At 73.3% G+C, this 16,404-nt stretch carries 14 protein-coding genes; 9 read left to right on the top strand and 5 right to left on the bottom strand.

Going from position 1 to position 16,404, the window contains the following annotated elements; genetic code table 11:
* The first annotated feature begins 66 nt into the window (after window positions 1–66).
* From yajC to ET471_RS14655, 6 genes are all read left to right on the top strand, one after another.
* Window positions 67–474, top strand: a complete 408-nt coding sequence (yajC, locus tag ET471_RS14680) for a preprotein translocase subunit YajC (protein WP_129189519.1) — start codon at window positions 67–69, stop codon at window positions 472–474.
* A gap of 146 nt (window positions 475–620) precedes the next feature.
* The gene (gene secD / locus ET471_RS14675) at window positions 621–2,546 is read left to right on the top strand and encodes a protein translocase subunit SecD (RefSeq protein WP_129189517.1); all 1,926 of its coding nucleotides are present in this window, start codon (window positions 621–623) and stop codon (window positions 2,544–2,546) included.
* The gene (gene secF, locus ET471_RS14670; RefSeq protein WP_129189516.1) at window positions 2,546–3,631 is read left to right on the top strand and encodes a protein translocase subunit SecF; all 1,086 of its coding nucleotides are present in this window, start codon (window positions 2,546–2,548) and stop codon (window positions 3,629–3,631) included. The genes secD and secF overlap by 1 nt, the downstream gene beginning before the upstream one ends.
* A gap of 12 nt (window positions 3,632–3,643) precedes the next feature.
* A complete protein-coding gene (locus ET471_RS14665) occupies window positions 3,644–4,237 on the top strand; it encodes an adenine phosphoribosyltransferase (RefSeq protein WP_129189515.1) in 594 nt (197 codons plus the stop codon).
* 35 nt (window positions 4,238–4,272) lie between these two features.
* A complete protein-coding gene (locus tag ET471_RS14660) occupies window positions 4,273–6,621 on the top strand; it encodes a RelA/SpoT family protein (RefSeq protein ID WP_129189514.1) in 2,349 nt (782 codons plus the stop codon).
* Between the two features lie 61 nt (window positions 6,622–6,682).
* On the top strand, window positions 6,683–7,819 hold the full coding sequence (locus tag ET471_RS14655) for an ATP-dependent DNA ligase (protein ID WP_129189513.1): 1,137 nt from the start codon (window positions 6,683–6,685) through the stop codon (window positions 7,817–7,819).
* A 3-nt stretch (window positions 7,820–7,822) separates the two neighbouring features.
* Here the strand turns inward: ET471_RS14655 and ET471_RS14650 are convergent, their stop codons facing one another.
* From ET471_RS14650 to ET471_RS14635, 4 genes are read right to left on the bottom strand one after another with little or no spacing between them, the layout of a single operon-like run.
* The gene (locus ET471_RS14650; protein ID WP_129189512.1) at window positions 7,823–8,911 is read right to left on the bottom strand and encodes a DNA polymerase domain-containing protein; all 1,089 of its coding nucleotides are present in this window, start codon (window positions 8,909–8,911) and stop codon (window positions 7,823–7,825) included.
* An 8-nt stretch (window positions 8,912–8,919) separates the two neighbouring features.
* The gene (locus ET471_RS14645; RefSeq protein ID WP_129189511.1) at window positions 8,920–9,576 is read right to left on the bottom strand and encodes a hypothetical protein; all 657 of its coding nucleotides are present in this window, start codon (window positions 9,574–9,576) and stop codon (window positions 8,920–8,922) included.
* A 54-nt stretch (window positions 9,577–9,630) separates the two neighbouring features.
* Window positions 9,631–11,382 carry a DUF349 domain-containing protein gene (locus ET471_RS14640; RefSeq protein ID WP_129189510.1) on the bottom strand — a complete coding sequence of 584 codons (1,752 nt, stop codon included), beginning with the start codon at window positions 11,380–11,382 and terminating at the stop codon, window positions 9,631–9,633.
* Window positions 11,379–12,146 carry a peptidylprolyl isomerase gene (locus ET471_RS14635; RefSeq protein WP_129189509.1) on the bottom strand — a complete coding sequence of 256 codons (768 nt, stop codon included), beginning with the start codon at window positions 12,144–12,146 and terminating at the stop codon, window positions 11,379–11,381. The genes ET471_RS14640 and ET471_RS14635 overlap by 4 nt, the downstream gene beginning before the upstream one ends.
* A 168-nt stretch (window positions 12,147–12,314) precedes the next feature.
* Between ET471_RS14635 and ET471_RS14630 the strand changes: the two genes are divergently transcribed.
* Together ET471_RS14630 and hisS are read left to right on the top strand one after the other, a co-directional pair.
* On the top strand, window positions 12,315–13,010 hold the full coding sequence (locus ET471_RS14630; protein WP_129189508.1) for an MBL fold metallo-hydrolase: 696 nt from the start codon (window positions 12,315–12,317) through the stop codon (window positions 13,008–13,010).
* An 18-nt stretch (window positions 13,011–13,028) separates the two neighbouring features.
* Complete coding sequence (hisS, locus tag ET471_RS14625) at window positions 13,029–14,381, top strand: histidine--tRNA ligase (RefSeq protein ID WP_129189507.1); 1,353 nt, start codon at window positions 13,029–13,031, stop codon at window positions 14,379–14,381.
* 34 nt (window positions 14,382–14,415) lie between these two features.
* On the opposite strand, the gene ET471_RS14620 is transcribed toward hisS, so the two are convergent.
* On the bottom strand, window positions 14,416–14,895 hold the full coding sequence (locus tag ET471_RS14620; protein WP_207207277.1) for a PPOX class F420-dependent oxidoreductase: 480 nt from the start codon (window positions 14,893–14,895) through the stop codon (window positions 14,416–14,418).
* Window positions 14,896–15,030: 135 nt separating this feature from the next.
* Between ET471_RS14620 and ET471_RS14615 the strand changes: the two genes are divergently transcribed.
* Window positions 15,031–16,392, top strand: coding sequence for a DUF1576 domain-containing protein (locus ET471_RS14615; RefSeq protein ID WP_129189505.1), 1,362 nt, complete (start codon window positions 15,031–15,033; stop codon window positions 16,390–16,392).
* The last annotated feature ends 12 nt before the right edge of the window (window positions 16,393–16,404 follow it).

Genomic DNA, 16,404 nt, shown 5'->3' with positions numbered 1-16,404 from the left:
GACTGGATCGGTTCCGTCGCAGGCGAGCTGACCAGCGCTGCCCCCACCACCATGTAAGGAAGTGCCATGGAAGGCCTTGCTTTCCCTATCCTCCTCGTCGGCATGCTCGGCCTGATGTTCTTCATGTCGTCGCGCCAGCGCAAGCAGCAGAAGGCCCAGGCCGAGTTCCGCAACGACCTCGCCCCCGGCCATGAGGTCATGACGGCCTCGGGTCTGTTCGGCACCGTCGTCGAGATCGACGAGTCGAACGACCGCATCACGCTCGACTCCGCGGGCTCGCGCTCCGTGTGGCTGCGCGCCGCGATCGCCAAGCGTGTCGACGCTCCGGCCAGCGACCTCGTCACCGACCGGTCGGCCGAGACGGGTACTATCGCGCCCGCAGAAGCCGTCGACGTCCCTGACGACCTCTCTGGTCTCGACACCGCCCAGCGCGAGTACCGCGAGCAGCAGAGCAAGGACGACGAGGGCAAGTGAAGCGAGCGCCGGCCGGGGTCTCCCGGCCGGCGCACCTCGCACCGCCACCCGGCGGTGCGCTACGAGAGAAGACAGAGAAGTTGGCCAACTCCAGCACGCGACGATCGCGGCCGGTACGCACCCTCGTCGTCTTTGCGATCCTGACGATGCTGCTGCCGCTCGCCGGTCTGCTCACCGGTACCTTCCTCGACGGCCGGAGCGCCGACAACCCGGGCGGGGCGAGCTTCGCCCCCGGGCTCGCGCTCGACCTCGAGGGCGGCACGCAGATCATCCTGACGCCGACGACCACGGACGGCTCCCAGATCACGGACGCCACGGTCGCCGAGGCGATCAACGTCATCCGTCAGCGCATCGACGCGAACGGTGTCTCCGAGGCAGAGATCACCAGCCAGGGCGGCCAGAACATCGTGGTCGGCATCCCGGGCAAGCCGGACCAGGACACGATCAACCTGGTCAGCCAGTCCGCGCACATGCGCTTCCGCCCCGTGCTGCAGACGGGCTACGGGTTCCCGGTGGCGGAGGAGACCCCGTCGCCCACGCCGACCGACGCCCCTGCTGACGGTGCGACCGACGCCCCCGCTGACGGTGCGACGGACGCGCCCGCGCAGGGTGCCCCGGCCGACCCGAGCGTCAGCCCCGCCGGCCGGTCCGCCGGCAGCCCTGTGGTGCTGCCCGCGGCCGACGGCGCGTCGCCCAGCCCGACGCCCACCGACGACGCCGCGGCGACCGCGACGGCGTCGAACCCGAGCGACCTCGCGCAGATCACCCCGGAGATCCAGCAGCAGTTCGACGACCTCGACTGCACCGCCGACGGCGCCCTCGTGGGCCGCGGCGGCGACGCCGCCGACGCCCCGCTCGTCACGTGCTCGACGGACGGCCTGTTCAAGTACATCCTCGGCCCCGTCGAGATCGAGGGCACGAACATCAGCAGCGCGTCCTCGGGCCTGGTCCCGGGGCCGAACGGCACGGTGACCAACGAGTGGGGCGTCAACCTGACGCTCGACTCGACGGGGGCCAAGCAGTTCGCCGCGACGACGGAGCGCCTGGCCGCGTTCGGCGACGGCAGCCCGCAGAACCAGTTCGCGATCGTGCTCGACGGCCTGGTGGTCTCCGCCCCCGGCACCAACGAGCCCATCCGCGACGGTCGCGCCATGATCTCGGGCTCGTTCACGCGCGACTCCGCCGCGGCCCTGGCCAACCAGCTGAGCTTCGGCGCGCTGCCGCTGCAGTTCGACGTCCAGAGCCAGCAGGAGATCTCGGCGACGCTCGGCTCCGAGCAGCTGCAGAAGGGCCTCATCGCCGGCCTCATCGGCCTCGTGCTCGTGGTCGTCTACTCGCTGTTCCAGTACCGCACGCTGGGCCTGCTCACTGTCGCCTCGCTCCTCGTGGCCGGCGTCATCACGTACGTGTCGATCACGCTGCTGAGCTGGGGGATGGGCTACCGCCTCTCCCTGCCCGGCGTCGCCGGCATGATCGTGGCGATCGGCTTCACGGCGGACTCGTTCATCGTGTACTTCGAACGCATCCGTGACGAGCTGCGCAACGGCCGCACGCTGCACTTCGCCGTGCAGCACGGCTGGGCCCGCGCCCGCCGCACGATCTACGCGGCCAAGGCCGTCAACCTGATCTCCGCGATCATCCTGTACTTCCTCGCCGTCGGCGGCGTGCAGGGCTTCGCGTTCACGCTCGGCCTGACGACGATCATCGACGTCATGGTGGTCGTGTGGTTCACCCACCCGGTCATGGAGCTCATCGCCAAGGTGCCGTTCTTCCGTGACGGTCACATCGCCTCGGGCCTCAACCGCGCCCGGCTCGCGCTCACGGCGGCCAAGCCGCGGTACGTCGGCGCCGGCCGCGTGGCCGGCCCGGAGACGATCGCCGAGGAGGTGGCGGCCGAGGTCGCCGCCGAGGTCGACGAGGAGCCCACCGAGCCCGCGCTCGTCGGGGCCGTGGGACGCACGCCGCTCCCCGCCGCGGCGACCGACGAGTCCGGACGCCGCCTGACCATCGCCGAGCGCCGCGCCGCCGAGCGCAAGGCCGCCGCCGGGACCGAGAACGAGGAGGGCCACTGATGGCCGGGTTCAGCTTTGCGGCCTGGGGCAACGACCTGTACACCGGTCGCCGCTCCTACCCGATCGTCGCCCGCCGCAAGCGGTGGTTCGCCGTCGCGGGCGTGCTCGCGATCGCGTCGGTCGCCCTGCTGCTCTTCAAGCCGCTGTCGCTGGGCATCGACTTCCGCGGCGGCACGGAGATCAGCATCGAGAACGCCTCGACGACCGCGCAGGGCCCGGCCATCGCGGCCGTGCAGGCCGTCGTGCCGGGCGACGAGCCCCGCGTGGCGTCGGTGGGCAGCAACGCGCTGCGCATCCAGACCGTCACGCTGAAGGACGAGCAGGTCGCGCAGGTCAAGTCCGCCCTGGCCGACGCCTACGGCATCGACCCGGCGACCGACCTGAGCGTCTCGACGGTGGGCCCGACCTGGGGCCAGGGCGTCTCCGTGCGCGCCCTGTGGGGCGTCATCGTGTTCGTCCTCGCGGCGGCCGCGTTCATGGCCGTCTACTTCCGGGCCTGGCGCATGTCGGTCGCGGCCATCGTCTCGATGCTCGCCGACCTGCTCATCTCCGCCGGCGTGTACGCGCTCGTCGGCTGGGAGGTCACGCCGTCGACGATCATCGGCTTCCTGACGATCTTGGGCTTCTCGCTCTACGACAAGATGGTCGTGTTCGACAAGGTCCGCGAGAACGCCGACGGCGTCCTGGACCAGACCCGCACCACCTACGCGGAGCGCGCGAACCTCGCCGTCAACCAGACGCTGGTCCGCTCGATCAACACCTCGGTGGTGGCGCTGCTGCCGGTCGGCGGCATCCTCTTCGTGGGGGCGCTGCTCCTGGGCGCGGGCACGCTGCGCGACCTGTCGCTGTCCCTGTTCGTCGGCATCGCCGTCGGCACCGTGTCGTCGCTGTTCCTGGCGACGCCGCTCGACGTGGCCCTGCGGGAGCGGGAGCCGAGGATCGCGGCCCACACGGCCGAGGTCCTGGCGCGTCGCGCCGGCGCGATCGACGACGCGGCCGAGCTCAACGTGGTCGGCAGCATCGCGAGCCAGCTCCGCCCGGGGCACCACCTCGGCCAGGCCGCGCAGCCGCGGCGGAAGCGCTGAGGCGACCCGCCGATGTCTGACGACATCTCCCTCGTCGCCCTGTCCGGCCTCGGGCCGGACAGGGCGACGGAGATCCGCGCCCTGATCCGGGACGTGCCGGGCTACCCGCACGACCCGATCGTCTTTCGTGACATCACCCCGCTGCTCGCCGACGGTGCGGCGCTGCGCGACGTCGTGGAGGCCTTCGCGCGGCTGTGCGAGGGCGATGACGGTCACGCGATCGACATCGTCGCGGGTATGGAGGCGCGCGGGTTCCTGCTCGGGGCGCCCCTGGCCACCCGCCTGGGCGTCGGGTTCGTCCCGCTGCGCAAGGCGGGCAAGCTGCCGCCACCCGTCGAGCGGGTCGACTACGACCTCGAGTACGGCTCGGCGGCCATCGAGCTGCGCACCGGGACGCTTCCGCAGGGCGCGCGTGTTCTCCTGGTGGACGACGTGCTCGCCACGGGCGGCACGGCCGCCGCGGCGGCCGAGCTCGTCGAACGGTGCGACGGCAAGGTCGTCGCGACGGCGTTCCTGCTCGAGCTCGACGGCCTCGGCGGCCGCGAGCGTCTGAGCGGGCGGGTCGTGGAGACCTTGCTGCGCGTCGACGAGCGGGCGTCGTCGTAGACTGACGCCTTCCTGAGCCGGACGGAGGTGGGGGCATGAGCGACGACACCAAGGTCGCACGCGCGGACGCGGTCGCCGGACCGGGCGCCCCGACGTCGGGCACGGGGATCCGCAGCCGGCTGGTGCGCCTGGGCGTGCTGGGCGGGGGCAGCGGCGTCAGCCCGGCCCTCGAGCCGCTGCTGCAGGCGGTGCGTGCCGCGCACCCCAAGTCCGACCTGGCGGTGATCGAGCGCGCCTACACGGTGGCCGAGAAGGCCCACCGCGGGCAGCTGCGCAAGTCCGGGGACCCCTACATCACGCACCCGGTGTCGGTGGCGACGATCCTCGCCGAGCTCGGCTTCGAGGGCACCACGATCGCGGCCGCGCTGCTGCACGACACGGTCGAGGACACCGACTACTCGCTCGACCAGCTGCGCAGCGAGTTCGGCGACGACGTCGCGCTCATGGTCGACGGCGTCACGAAGCTCGACAAGGTGAAGTACGGCGACGCCGCGCAGGCCGAGACGGTGCGCAAGATGGTCGTGGCGATGGCCAAGGACATCCGCGTACTGGTCATCAAGCTCGCCGACCGCCTGCACAACGCGCGCACCTGGAAGTACGTGCCGTCGTCGTCGGCGGAGCGCAAGGCGCGCGAGACGCTTGAGATCTACGCCCCGCTGGCGCACCGCCTGGGCATGAACACCATCAAGTGGGAGCTGGAGGACCTGTCCTTCCAGGCCCTGTACCCCAAGGTGTACGACGAGATCGTCCACCTCGTCAGCGAGCGCGCCCCGGCGCGCGAGGAGTACCTTTCGGTGGTGCGCGAGCAGATCCAGGCGGACCTGCGCGGCGCGAAGATCAAGGCCACGGTCACGGGCCGGCCGAAGCACTACTACTCGATCTACCAGAAGATGATCGTCCGCGGGCACGACTTCGCGGACATCTACGACCTGGTGGGCACGCGCGTCCTCGTGGACTCGGTGCGCGACTGCTACGCGGCGCTCGGCGCGCTGCACGCGCGCTGGAACCCGGTCCCCGGCCGGTTCAAGGACTACATCGCGATGCCCAAGTTCAACATGTACCAGTCGCTGCACACGACGGTCGTGGGGCCGGGCGGCAAGCCCGTCGAGATCCAGATCCGTACGCACGACATGCACCGCCGCGCGGAGTACGGCGTCGCGGCGCACTGGAAGTACAAGGAGCCCGCGAAGCAGGGCAAGCCCGGGGTGACCCCCGAGGACCAGCGCACCAACGACATGGCGTGGCTGCGCCAGCTCGTCGACTGGCAGCGCGAGACGGCAGACCCGAGCGAGTTCCTCGACTCGCTGCGCTACGAGATCGGCGGGGCGGAGGTCTACGTCTTCACGCCGAAGGGCCAGGTCATGGCACTGCCGGCCGGGTCGACGCCCGTGGACTTCGCCTACTCGGTGCACACCGAGGTGGGCCACCGCACCATGGGTGCGCGCGTCAACGGCCGCCTCGTGCCGCTCGACTCGCAGCTGCAGAACGGCGACGTCGTCGACATCCTGACGTCCAAGGCGGAGTCCGCCGGCCCGTCGCGCGACTGGCTCGCGTTCGTGAAGTCGGCACGGGCGCGCAACAAGATCCGTGCCTGGTTCACCAAGGAGCGCCGCGAGGAGGCCGTCGAGCAGGGCCGCGACGCCATCACGAAGGCGATGCGTAAGCAGAACCTGCCGATCCAGCGCCTGCTCTCGCACGAGGCGCTCGTGGGCCTGGCCACCGAGCTGCGGTTCGCGGACGTGTCCGCGCTGTACGCGGCCGTGGGCGAGGGGCACGTCTCGGCGCCGCACGTCGTCGAGCTGCTGGTCAAGTCCCTCGGCGGGGCGGACGGCACGGAGGAGGACACCGCCGAGGCGGCCGTCCCGGGCATCTCGACGACGTCGAAGCGCACGCGCGCCGGCGACCCGGGCGTCGTCGTGCGCGGCGTGGGCGACATCTGGGTCAAGCTCGCCAAGTGCTGCACGCCCGTCCCCGGCGACGAGATCATCGGGTTCGTCACGCGCGGCTCGGGCGTCTCGGTGCACCGCGCCGACTGTGCCAACGTCGACGGGCTGCGCCAGCAGCCGGAGCGCATCGTCGACGTGTCGTGGTCCGCGGGGAGCACCACGTCGTTCCTCGTGCAGATCCAGGTCGAGGCGCTCGACCGGTCCCGCCTGCTCTCGGACATCACGCGCGTGCTGTCCGACAACCACGTAAACATCCTGTCGGCGACCGTCTCGACCACGCAGGACCGCATCGCGATGTCCCGGTACGTGTTCGAGATGGCGGAGCCGGCGCACCTGGCGCAGGTGCTCTCGGCCGTGCGGAAGGTGGACGGCGTGTTCGACGTCTACCGCATCACGGGTGCGAAGGCGGCGGAGGCGCCGCACCTGCCGCCGCTGTAGCGTCGTCCGGCCGCGGTGGTTGAGCCTGTCGAAACCGTCGCCCCGTGGCAGCATCGCGAGCATGGCCCTGCCGCTGACCCCGCCGATCCTGCCCATGCTGGCCACGTCGGTCGCGTCCGTCCCCGCCCAGCCCGACGGCGGGCCTGCCTGGGACTACGAGCCCAAGTGGGACGGCTTCCGTACGATCGTCTACCGCGACGGCGACGACGTGCGGCTCGACTCCCGCAACGCGAAGCCGATGCAGCGGTACTTCCCCGAGGTGGTCGAGGCCGTCAGGGCCGCGCTCCCCGAGCGGTGCGTCGTCGACGGGGAGATCGTCGTCGCCCGGCCCGGGGCGGGCCGGGCGAGGCTCGACTTCGAGATGCTGTCCCAGCGCATCCACCCGGCCGCGTCGCGCGTGACGATGCTGGCCGAGACGGTGCCCGCGAGCCTTGTCGTCTTCGACGTCCTCGCGCTCGACGACGAGGACCTCAGCGGCCGCCCGCTCGCCGAGCGGCTGGCCGCGCTCGACGGGCTCGGCCTCACCGGCCCGCAGGTCTTCGCCACGCCGCGTACCGCCGACGTCGCCGTCGCGCGCGCGTGGTTCGAGCAGTTCGAGGGCGCCGGCCTCGACGGCGTCGTCGCGAAGGCGCTCGACGGCACCTACCAGCCCAACCGGCGTGGCTGGCTCAAGGTCAAGCACGCCCGCACGGCCGACGTCGTCCTCGCCGGGTACCGGCTGCACAAGGCGTCCACGGAGGAGACGCCCCTGCTCGGGTCGCTGCTCCTGGGGCTGTACGACGACGGCGGGCAGCTCCAGTTCGTCGGCGTCGCGGCGTCGTTCCCCGCCGCGCGCCGGGCGGCGCTCGTGACGGAGCTCGCCGGCCTCGTCGTCGAGCCCGGGTCGCCCGGCCACGCCGCGCACCCCTGGGCCGACTGGCAGGACCCCGCCGTCGCGGACGGCGTCGCGGGGGAGCGGCGGCCCGGGGCGCAGTCGCGCTGGAGCGCGGGCAAGGACCTGTCGTTCACGCCGCTGCGGGTGGAGCGCGTCCTGGAGGTCGGGTACGACCACATGGAGGGCACCCGGTTCCGGCACACGGCGCAGCTCAAGCGCTGGCGCCCCGACCGGGAGCCGGCGTCGTGCACGTACGCGCAGCTCGAGGAGCCGGTCGGCTACGACCTGGCCGAGATCCTCCCGGGCGCCCCCGGGACCGCGTGAGCGTCAGTCCGCGACGCGGCGGCCGTCGTCGTCCCAGTGCGCGGCCACCTTCTTGCTCGGCTGCACGCGCGGCGGCTCGCCCGGCATCTTGGGGTAGTCCGGCGGCCAGCTGACCTCCCCGCCGGGCAGGGTCTCCCAGAGGTCGAGCAGCGGGTCGACCGCGTGGGCGACGTCGTCGATCTCGGCCCACGGGTCGCCGTCGGCGAGGACGCCGGGCGCCGTGAACAGGTTGAGGTCGCGCGGGTCCTTCAGGTCGGCGAGCTGCGCCCAGGTCAGGGGCGTGCTCACCGGGCCGCCCGGCCTGGGGCGCAGGCTCCACGCGCCCGCGACCGTCCGGTCCCTCAGGTTCTGGTTGAAGTCGATGAAGACCGACCCCTCGGGCCGGTTCTCCTTCCACCACTGCGTGGTCACGCCGCCGTCGCGGCGCTCCAGCTCGCGGCCGAGGCCGATGGCCGCGTGCCGCATGTCGTCGAACGTCCAGCGCCGCTGCGTGCGCACGTAGACGTGGATGCCGCGGTTGCCGGACGTCTTCGCGAACGCCCGGATGCCCAGCCCGCGCAGCAGCTCCTCGGCGACGACGGCGACGCGCTGCGCGTCGGCGAACGTGGCCCCCGGCTGCGGGTCGAGGTCGATGCGGAGCTCGTCGGGGTGCTCGACGTCGTCGGCGCGCACGGCCCACGGGTGGAAGGTGAGCGTGCCCATCTGGGCGCCCCACACGGCCGCCGCGGGCTCCGTGAGGCACAGCTCGTCGATCGGGCGGCCGTTCGGGGTCGTGACCCGCACGGTCTCGACCCAGTCGGGCGCGCCCTGCGGGAGCCGCTTGGAGTAGAACCCGTCGCCGGTCTGCTGGCCCTGGGCGCCCACGGCGAGCGTCATGCCCTCCCGCCAGCCGCCCGGCCAGCGCTCCATCGCGACGGGCCGGTTCCCGTTCGCGCGCATCATCCCCGCGCCCACGGCGGCGAAGTGCTCGCAGACCTGGAGCTTGGTGATCTCGGGCGTGCGGTCCGTCGCCTCGTAGACGACACGGTCCGGGCTGGAGACGCGGACCTCGCGGTCCCCGACGGTGACGAACGCTGCGGCGGTCTTGGCCATAGGGCCACCTAAGCAGAGGCGGCCGCGGCCAGCACGAGACGAGCCCGCGGGCGGCCGGCGACCCGGGTGCGGCGCTCGAGCGACCGAGACGCCGCGGCGAGGTCCGCGCCGGCGGACCGCAGGCCGAGCACCAGGGGCAGGGCGTGCGCCGGCGGGAGCCGCAGGGCCAGCTCGACGGCGGTCCGCTCGGGCGTGGTGACCCGCACGCCGCCCAGGGACAGGGAGTCTCCCACGAGCCCGGGGCACGACCACACGGTGGTGAACGACCACACGGCGGGCCGGTGCGTGCCGGGACGGTGGGCGAGGTGGAGCACCTGCGGCATCGGGCCGCCGCAGTGCACCCACGCGGCGGTCACGCCGGTGACCACGGTGCGCGCCGGGACCCGGGGCCGCAGCACCGCCGCGCGGGTGCCGGCGCTCACCTCGGCGCGCGCCGGCACCGCGGCGTCGTCGCCCACGACGGTCAGGGCGCCGTCGCGCACCAGGACGTCCCACGCGACCCGGCCGCCGACGTCGGACGGGCGGACCAGGACGCCCGGGGTGCGCTCCGGCGCGAGGAGCGCGGAGACCGGGAGGTCACCGGGCGGCACCCCCTCGGGCGGCGTCCGCCCGGGCGACGGGGCCGGGCGGGTCCGGAGGAGGGCGGGAACGGCGGCGGGCTCCATGCCCTGGCACGCTAGTCGCGTGCGCGAGGGCAGGGAGCCCGCCTGTGGAGAACGTCAGCCGCGCGAGTCCTCGGCGGCGCGGACGACCTGCTCCAGCCACGACCTGCGGGCGGCGATCGCCGTCTCGAGCTCGCCGACCGTGCGCTTGTCGCCCTTGGCCTTCGCCGTCTCGAGGTCCGCCTCGAGGCCCTCGATCGCCGCCTCGAGCTGCGCGAGGGCACCCTCGGCGCGCGCCCGCGTCTCCGGGTTGGTGCGGTCCCACTTGGCCTGCTCGGCGTCGCGCACGGCCTGCTCGATCGCACGCAGGCGACCCTCGACACGCTGGACGTCCCCGCGCGGCACCTTGCCCGCGGCCTCCCAGCGCTCCTGGATGTCGCGCAGCGCGGCCTTGGCGGCGTTCAGGTCCTTGACCGGCACGAGCGCCTCGGCCTCGGTGAGGATCTGCTCCTTGACCGTGAGGTTCTCCGCGTACTCCGCGTCGACGGCGGCGTTCTCCTCGTCGCGCGCGTTGAAGAACGCGTCCTGCGCGGCGCGGAACTTGGCCCACAGGGCGTCGTCGTCGCGGCGCGCGGCACGGCCGGCAGCCTTCCACTGCGTCATGAGGTCGCGGAACGCGCCCGCCGTGGCACCCCAGTCGGTGCTCGTCGAGAGCTTCTCGGCCTGCGCGACGAGCGCCTCCTTGGCGGTCTTCGCCGACGAGTTGCGCGACTCGAGCTCGGCGAAGTAGTGGCGGCGCTCGCGGTCGAACGCGGTGCGGGCGTGGCTGAACCGCTTCCAGAGGGACTCCTCGGAGGTGCGGTCGATGCGCGGGCCCGAACGCTGCGCCTCCTTCCACTGGTCGAGCAGCTGACGCAGCTCCTCGCCGGCCGGACGCCACTGCATGCGCGCGGGGTCGGTCGCGGCGATCTTCTCGGCGGCCTCGACGATGGCCGTGCGCGCGGCGACGGCCTCGGCCTTCGCGGCGGCGCGGGCGGCCTCGAGGGCGGCGCGACGCTCCTTGGCGACGGCGCCGAGCGCGCCGACCCGCTCGCGCAGCGCGTCCAGGTCGCCCACGGCGGCGGGTTCGGCCGTCTCCTCGCTCAGCTTGGCGAGGGTCTGGTCGATCTCCTTGACCGACAGGTCGGCGCTGCCCAGGCGCGTCTCGAACAGGCTCACCTTCGCGGCGAGGTCGAGGTAGCGGCGCACGTACAGGCTCATTGCCTCCGACGCCGGGACGTCGGGGAACTGCCCGACCGGGCGCTCGCCGGCCGCCTCGCGGACGAAGACGTTGCCCTCCTCGTCGACACGGCCGAACGCCTCGGCGGCGGCCACGGCGGCGGCGTCGGCCACCGGCGGGACGACGACGGGGGCGGCGGCCGCCGCAGGAGCGACGGGCGTCGGGCGGCGCAGGGGCGACGGCTTCGGGAGGCGCGACGGCTTGGGGGCCTTCGGGCGCGGGGTGGGGGCCGCGGCAGTGGCAGTGGCAGGAGCCTCGGGCTCGGCGTCCTCGGCGGGGGCCGGGGTCTCGACGACGGGCGCCGCCTCGGCCTCGGTGGCCGTCGCCTCGGCGGACGTCTCGGCCACGGGCTCGGGCACGACGGGCTCGACCACTGCGACCTCAGCCTCGACGGCCTCAGCCTCGACGGCCTCAGCCTCAGCCTCGGCGATCGGGGGCTCGACGGCCTCCGCCTCGGCGACAGCGGGCTCGGCGACGACCTCGGCCGCAGCCTCGGGCACCTCGGGAGTCTCGGCCGTCACGCTCTCGGTGGCCTGCTCGACGACGTCCTTCTCGGGCGTGTCGTTCGTTCCGGTGACGTGATCGCTCACTGGGTCTCAACTCCTTCGATGGTGACCGGCGTGGCGGGGGCGCCGTCAGAGGCACCGCCAGCCACACCCGCGTCAGCGACTGCCTGGACGACGTCCAGGCCTTGGGTGATCCGCCCGAACACGGTGTAGCCACCGGCAGCGTCGGACGGGATGGTGGAATCCTGGTACACCAGGAAGAACTGGGAGCCCATCGACGCGCCGTCGCCGCCACGCCGGGCCATGGCGAGCGTGCCTGCGGGGTAGAAGTCGTCCGCGGGGGCGTTCTCGATCGGGCCGAACGTGTAGCCGGGCCCACCGGTCCCGGTGCCCGTCGGGTCACCGCACTGGAGCACGAAGATGCCGGCCGTCACCAGGCGGTGGCAGGGCGTCCCGTCGAAGAAGCCCTGCTGGGCGAGGGTCACGAAGCTCGCGACGGCCTGCGGCGCGGCGGCACCGTCGAGCTCGAGCGTGATGTCGCCGGCCGACGTGCGGATCGTCGACGTCCAGGTGCGGCCCTCGGCGAGCGCGGGGTCCGGTACCGGAGCGGTAGGCGTCGGCGTCGGCGTCGGCGTCGCGGTGGGCGCGGTCGCGGCAGGCGTCGGCTCCGGGGCCGGGCTGTCTCCGAGCAGCGCCGCGACGATGCCCGTCCCGACGAGCGCGAGCACCACGACGGCCGCGACGATCGCCGCGATGCGGCGCCTCCGTTCGCGGGCCGCCGCCTGCTGTGCCTCCCACTTCGCCTGACGCTTGCGCGCAGCCTCGCGCTCACGCTGGGTCGGTGCCACCGACGCTCCTCCTGGGTTCGACGCGGAACGGGTTCGAATGGATCGCCTCGCGCGCACTCGCACGTGCGGGGGACAGTCTAGGCATCGGGACCTGGGTCACACCGCCTCACGGCCTGGACATCGGCCAGTTCTGCACTCTGGTGCGCCCCCGGCGGCTAGCGTGGCCGGGTGCAGGTCCACCTCGTCGTCGCGCCCGTGTTCGCCACCAACTGCTGTGTCGTCGTCGACGGCGCGGGGGATCGGGGCGCCGACGCCGTCGTCGTCGACGCCGGTGCGGGCGTCGCCGCGACGGTGCAGGAGCTCGTCGCCGAGCGCGGCTGGACCGTCCGGGCGGTGCTCGCCACGCACGGGCACGTCGACCACACGTGGGACGCCGCGGCGCTGTGCGCCGCGTTCGGCGTGCCGCTGCGCATCCACGCCGCCGACGCCTACCGGCTCGCCGACCCCTTCGGCACGCTCGGCCTGACGCGCGGCGGCGTGAGCGACGCCCTCCGCCAGGCGCTCGCGGGCCTGGGCCTGCGCGCCGAGGACTACCGCGCGCCCGCCGACGTCGTCCCGTTCGACGCCGCGGGCGACGACGGCGCGGGCACCCTCGTCGCGGGCGCGCTGCGGCTGCGCGCCATCCCCGCGCCCGGCCACACCGAGGGCGCCACGCTCTACCAGGCCGACGGCGTCCTGCTCGCCGGCGACGTGCTGTTCGCCGGCGGCATCGGACGCACCGACCTGCCCGGGGGCGACGACGCCGCCATGCGCGCGACGCTGCGCGACGTCGTCGGGGCGCTGGACCCGGCGCTCGACGTGGTGCCCGGCCACGGGCCCACCACGACGGTGGAACGTGAAATGGCCACGAACCCGTACCTGTGATCTGGGAGAATCGCGCCCATGGCTCGCATCGCCCCCCTCTCCGGCTTCCCCGAATGGCTCCCTGACGGTCGCGTCGTGGAGCAGCACGTCCTCGACACGCTGCGCCGCACGTTCGAGCTGCACGGGTTCGCGGGCATCGAGACGCGGGCCGTCGAGCCGCTCGACCAGCTGCTGCGCAAGGGGGAGACCTCCAAGGAGGTCTACGTGCTGCGCCGCCTCCAGGCGGACCCCGAGGCGCCGGACAACGACAAGCAGCTCGGCCTCCACTTCGACCTCACCGTCCCGTTCGCGCGCTACGTGCTCGAGAACGCCGGCCGCCTCACCTTCCCGTTCAAGCGTTTCCAGATCCAGAAGGTGTGGCGCGGCGAGCGCCCCCAGGACGGCCGCTTCCGCGAGTTCGCCCAGGCCGACATCGACGTCGTCGGCGCGGGCGAGCTGCCGTACCACTTCGAGGTCGAGCTGCCGCTGGTGATGGCGGAGGCGCTCGGCAGGCTCGCCGACGTCGGGCTGCCGCCCGTGCGCATCCTCGTCAACAACCGCAAGGTCGCCGAGGGCTTCTACCGCGGGCTGGGTCTCGACGACGTCGAGGGCGTGCTGCGCAACATCGACAAGCTCGACAAGATCGGGCCCGACGCCGTCGCCGCGCTGCTCGAGGCCGAGTGCGGCGCGACCCCCGAGCAGGCCAAGGCGTGCCTGGCGCTCGCCGAGATCTCCGGCTCCGACGCGTCGGTCATCGACGCCGTCCGGGCGCTCGCGGAGGCGAACGGCGCCGTCACGGAGCTGCTCGAGACGGGCCTGGCCGAGCTCGGTGCGCTCGTCGAGGCCGCCGCCGTGCGCGCCCCGGGCGTCGTCGTCGCCGACCTCAAGATCGCCCGCGGCCTGGACTACTACACCGGCTCCGTGTACGAGACGGTGCTGGTCGGCCACGAGGGCCTCGGCTCGATCTGCTCGGGCGGTCGCTACGACACGCTCGCGTCGGACGGCAAGAACACCTACCCGGGCGTCGGCCTGTCGATCGGCGTCTCGCGCCTCGTCTCGCGGCTCCTGTCCGCCGGCCTGGTCCGCGCGACGCGCGGCGTCCCGACGGCGGTGCTGGTCGCCGTCACCACCGAGGAGGAGCGCGCGGCGTCCGACGCCGTCGCCGCCGCGCTGCGGTCCCGCGGCATCCCGGTCGACGTCGCGCCCAAGGCCGCCAAGTTCGGCAAGCAGATCCAGTTCGCCGACCGCCGCGGCATCCCGTTCGTCTGGTTCCCGGGCGGGGACGGCGGCCAGGTCAAGGACATCCGCTCGGGCGAGCAGGTCGAGGCCGACGCCGCGACCTGGGAGCCGCCGGCGCAGGACTGGTGGCCGCGCGTGGTGCCGGCGGTCTGACACCCCGCGGACCCCGGGCCCGCCGGCGCGGCGGTCAGCCGTCGGCGAGGCGGGCCGGGAAGCCGCCCGTGGCGACCGGGCCCCAGCGCTCGATCGTGAGGCGCACGATCGACTTGCCCTGCGTCACCATCGCCGCGCGGTACTCGTCCCAGTCCGGGTGCTCGCCCGCGGCGGCGCGGTAGTAGTCGACCAGCGGCTCGACCGAGTCCGGGGAGTCGATGACCTCCGCCGTGCCGTCGACCTGCACCCAGGAGCCGCCGAACGTGGCGCCGAGGGCGAGCAGCGACGCCCGCGGGTCGCGCCGGAGGTTGGCGACCTTCGCGCGCTCCGGGTAGGTGGAGACGACGACGCGGCCCGCGTCGTCGACGGCGAACGTCACGGGGCTCGCCTGGACGCCCGCGCCCTCGGCGCCGGCGGCGCGGCGGGTGATGAGGATGCCGTCGTGGCGGGTGCGCAGCGTCGCGAGGAGCGCTGCACGGTCGACGGTGGTCGTGGTGGCGATGGTCCGGGGCACGTCCGCCATTGTGCACCGCGCCGTCCGGCGCCACCGGACCGGACGCCCGACACCTTGCGCCCACCCCGCGAGGGGTGTTCACCTGCTCCGTAAGGTGGAAGACCCTGACCGGACGTCAGCGAGAGGAGGCCCGGCATGGAGCCTGCACGTCTCGCTGCCGGCGCCGACCGGGCGCCGGACGTGCGTCCCGCGGCGTCCTCCGGCTCCCTCGACCTGCAGAAGGTCAAGTTCCGCCTCCTCGTCGCGCTGTGCGTCGCGGCGATGGCGTTCGGGTTCGTCGTCGAGACGCCCGCGGACCTGCTGCGCGGCACCGTCGCGATCCTCACGTCGCCGTCGAACCTGACGACCGACTACATGGCGATCGCGAGCGTCGGGGCGACGTTCCTCAACGCGGGCGCGCTGACGCTGCTCAGCGTCGTCCTCGTGCGACGGGAGCGGACGGAGTTCTCCGGGCCGATCATCGCCGGGCTGTTCACGGTGTTCGGGTTCGCGCTGTTCGGCAAGAACCTGTTCAACTCCGTCCCGATCACGCTCGGCGTGCTGCTCTACGCCCGGCTCGACCACAAGCGGTTCCGCGACTATCAGGTCGAGAGCCTCTTCGCGACGTCGCTCGGCCCGGCCGTGAGCTTCATGGCGTTCGGCAAGGACCTGCCCCTGTGGCTCGGGATCCTGCTCGGCTACCTGCTGGGCGTCGTCATCGGCCTCGTGGTGCCTCCCCTCTCGGAGCACTTCAAGAAGTTCCACCACGGCCTGAGCCTGTACAACGTGGGGTTCACGGCCGGCATCGTCGGCATGGTCGTCGTCGCCGTGATGAACCTGCTCGACCTCGACGTGGTCGAGGCGTCCTACGTCTCGACGGGGCACACGCTCGAGCTGGCCGTCCTCACCTTCACGTTCTGCGCGGCCCTGCTCGTCTGCGGGTTCGTCCTCAACGGGCGGTCCGTGCGCGGGATGCTCGGGCTCATGCGCCGGTCCGGGCAGGCGCCGACCGACTTCGTCGCCCTGGAGGGCGTGGGCCGCACGGTCATGAACATGGGCCTGGTGGGCGTCATGGCGGTGACGTACGTGCTCGCCGTCGGGGGCGAGCTCAACGGCCCGGTGCTCGGCGCCGTCTTCACCGTCATCGGGTTCGGCGCGTTCGGCAAGCACCCGCGCAACTGCCTGCCCGTCCTCGCGGGCGTCGCCCTGGCGTCCGTGCTGACGTCGACCGACATCGGCTCCACCGCGGCGGTCCTGGCCGCCCTGTTCGGCACCACCCTCGCGCCCATCAGCGGCGTCTTCGGGAGCGTGTGGGGCGTCGTCGCGGGCGTCATGCACCTGGCGATCGTCGCGAACGTCGGGTTCCTGCACGCGGGCATGAACCTGTACAACCAGGGGTTCGCGGCGGGCTTCGTCGCCATCGTGCTCTACCCCGTCCTCCACACGATGGTCGGGATCCGCGCCAAGCACGCCGCACGGTCCGCGCACCGCAGGAGGCGGCGCGCGCCCGCGGCCTGACCGGCCGCACCG

This window comes from Xylanimonas protaetiae, from assembly GCF_004135385.1.
GTDB lineage: Bacteria > Actinomycetota > Actinomycetes > Actinomycetales > Cellulomonadaceae > Xylanimonas > Xylanimonas protaetiae.
Note: the sequence above shows the minus strand (reverse complement) of the source record. Positions and strands in the feature narration are given on the sequence as shown.

Coding starts and splice junctions, on each gene's coding strand:
- ET471_RS14660 (WP_129189514.1), top strand. CDS start 4,273: ATGAGCGACGACACCAAGGTCGCACGCGCGGACGCGGTCGCCGGACCG.
- secF (WP_129189516.1), top strand. CDS start 2,546: ATGGCCGGGTTCAGCTTTGCGGCCTGGGGCAACGACCTGTACACCGGT.
- ET471_RS14650 (WP_129189512.1), bottom strand. CDS start 8,911: ATGGCCAAGACCGCCGCAGCGTTCGTCACCGTCGGGGACCGCGAGGTC.
- yajC (WP_129189519.1), top strand. CDS start 67: ATGGAAGGCCTTGCTTTCCCTATCCTCCTCGTCGGCATGCTCGGCCTG.
- secD (WP_129189517.1), top strand. CDS start 621: ATGCTGCTGCCGCTCGCCGGTCTGCTCACCGGTACCTTCCTCGACGGC.
- ET471_RS14655 (WP_129189513.1), top strand. CDS start 6,683: ATGGCCCTGCCGCTGACCCCGCCGATCCTGCCCATGCTGGCCACGTCG.
- hisS (WP_129189507.1), top strand. CDS start 13,029: ATGGCTCGCATCGCCCCCCTCTCCGGCTTCCCCGAATGGCTCCCTGAC.
- ET471_RS14665 (WP_129189515.1), top strand. CDS start 3,644: ATGTCTGACGACATCTCCCTCGTCGCCCTGTCCGGCCTCGGGCCGGAC.
- ET471_RS14615 (WP_129189505.1), top strand. CDS start 15,031: ATGGAGCCTGCACGTCTCGCTGCCGGCGCCGACCGGGCGCCGGACGTG.
- ET471_RS14645 (WP_129189511.1), bottom strand. CDS start 9,576: ATGGAGCCCGCCGCCGTTCCCGCCCTCCTCCGGACCCGCCCGGCCCCG.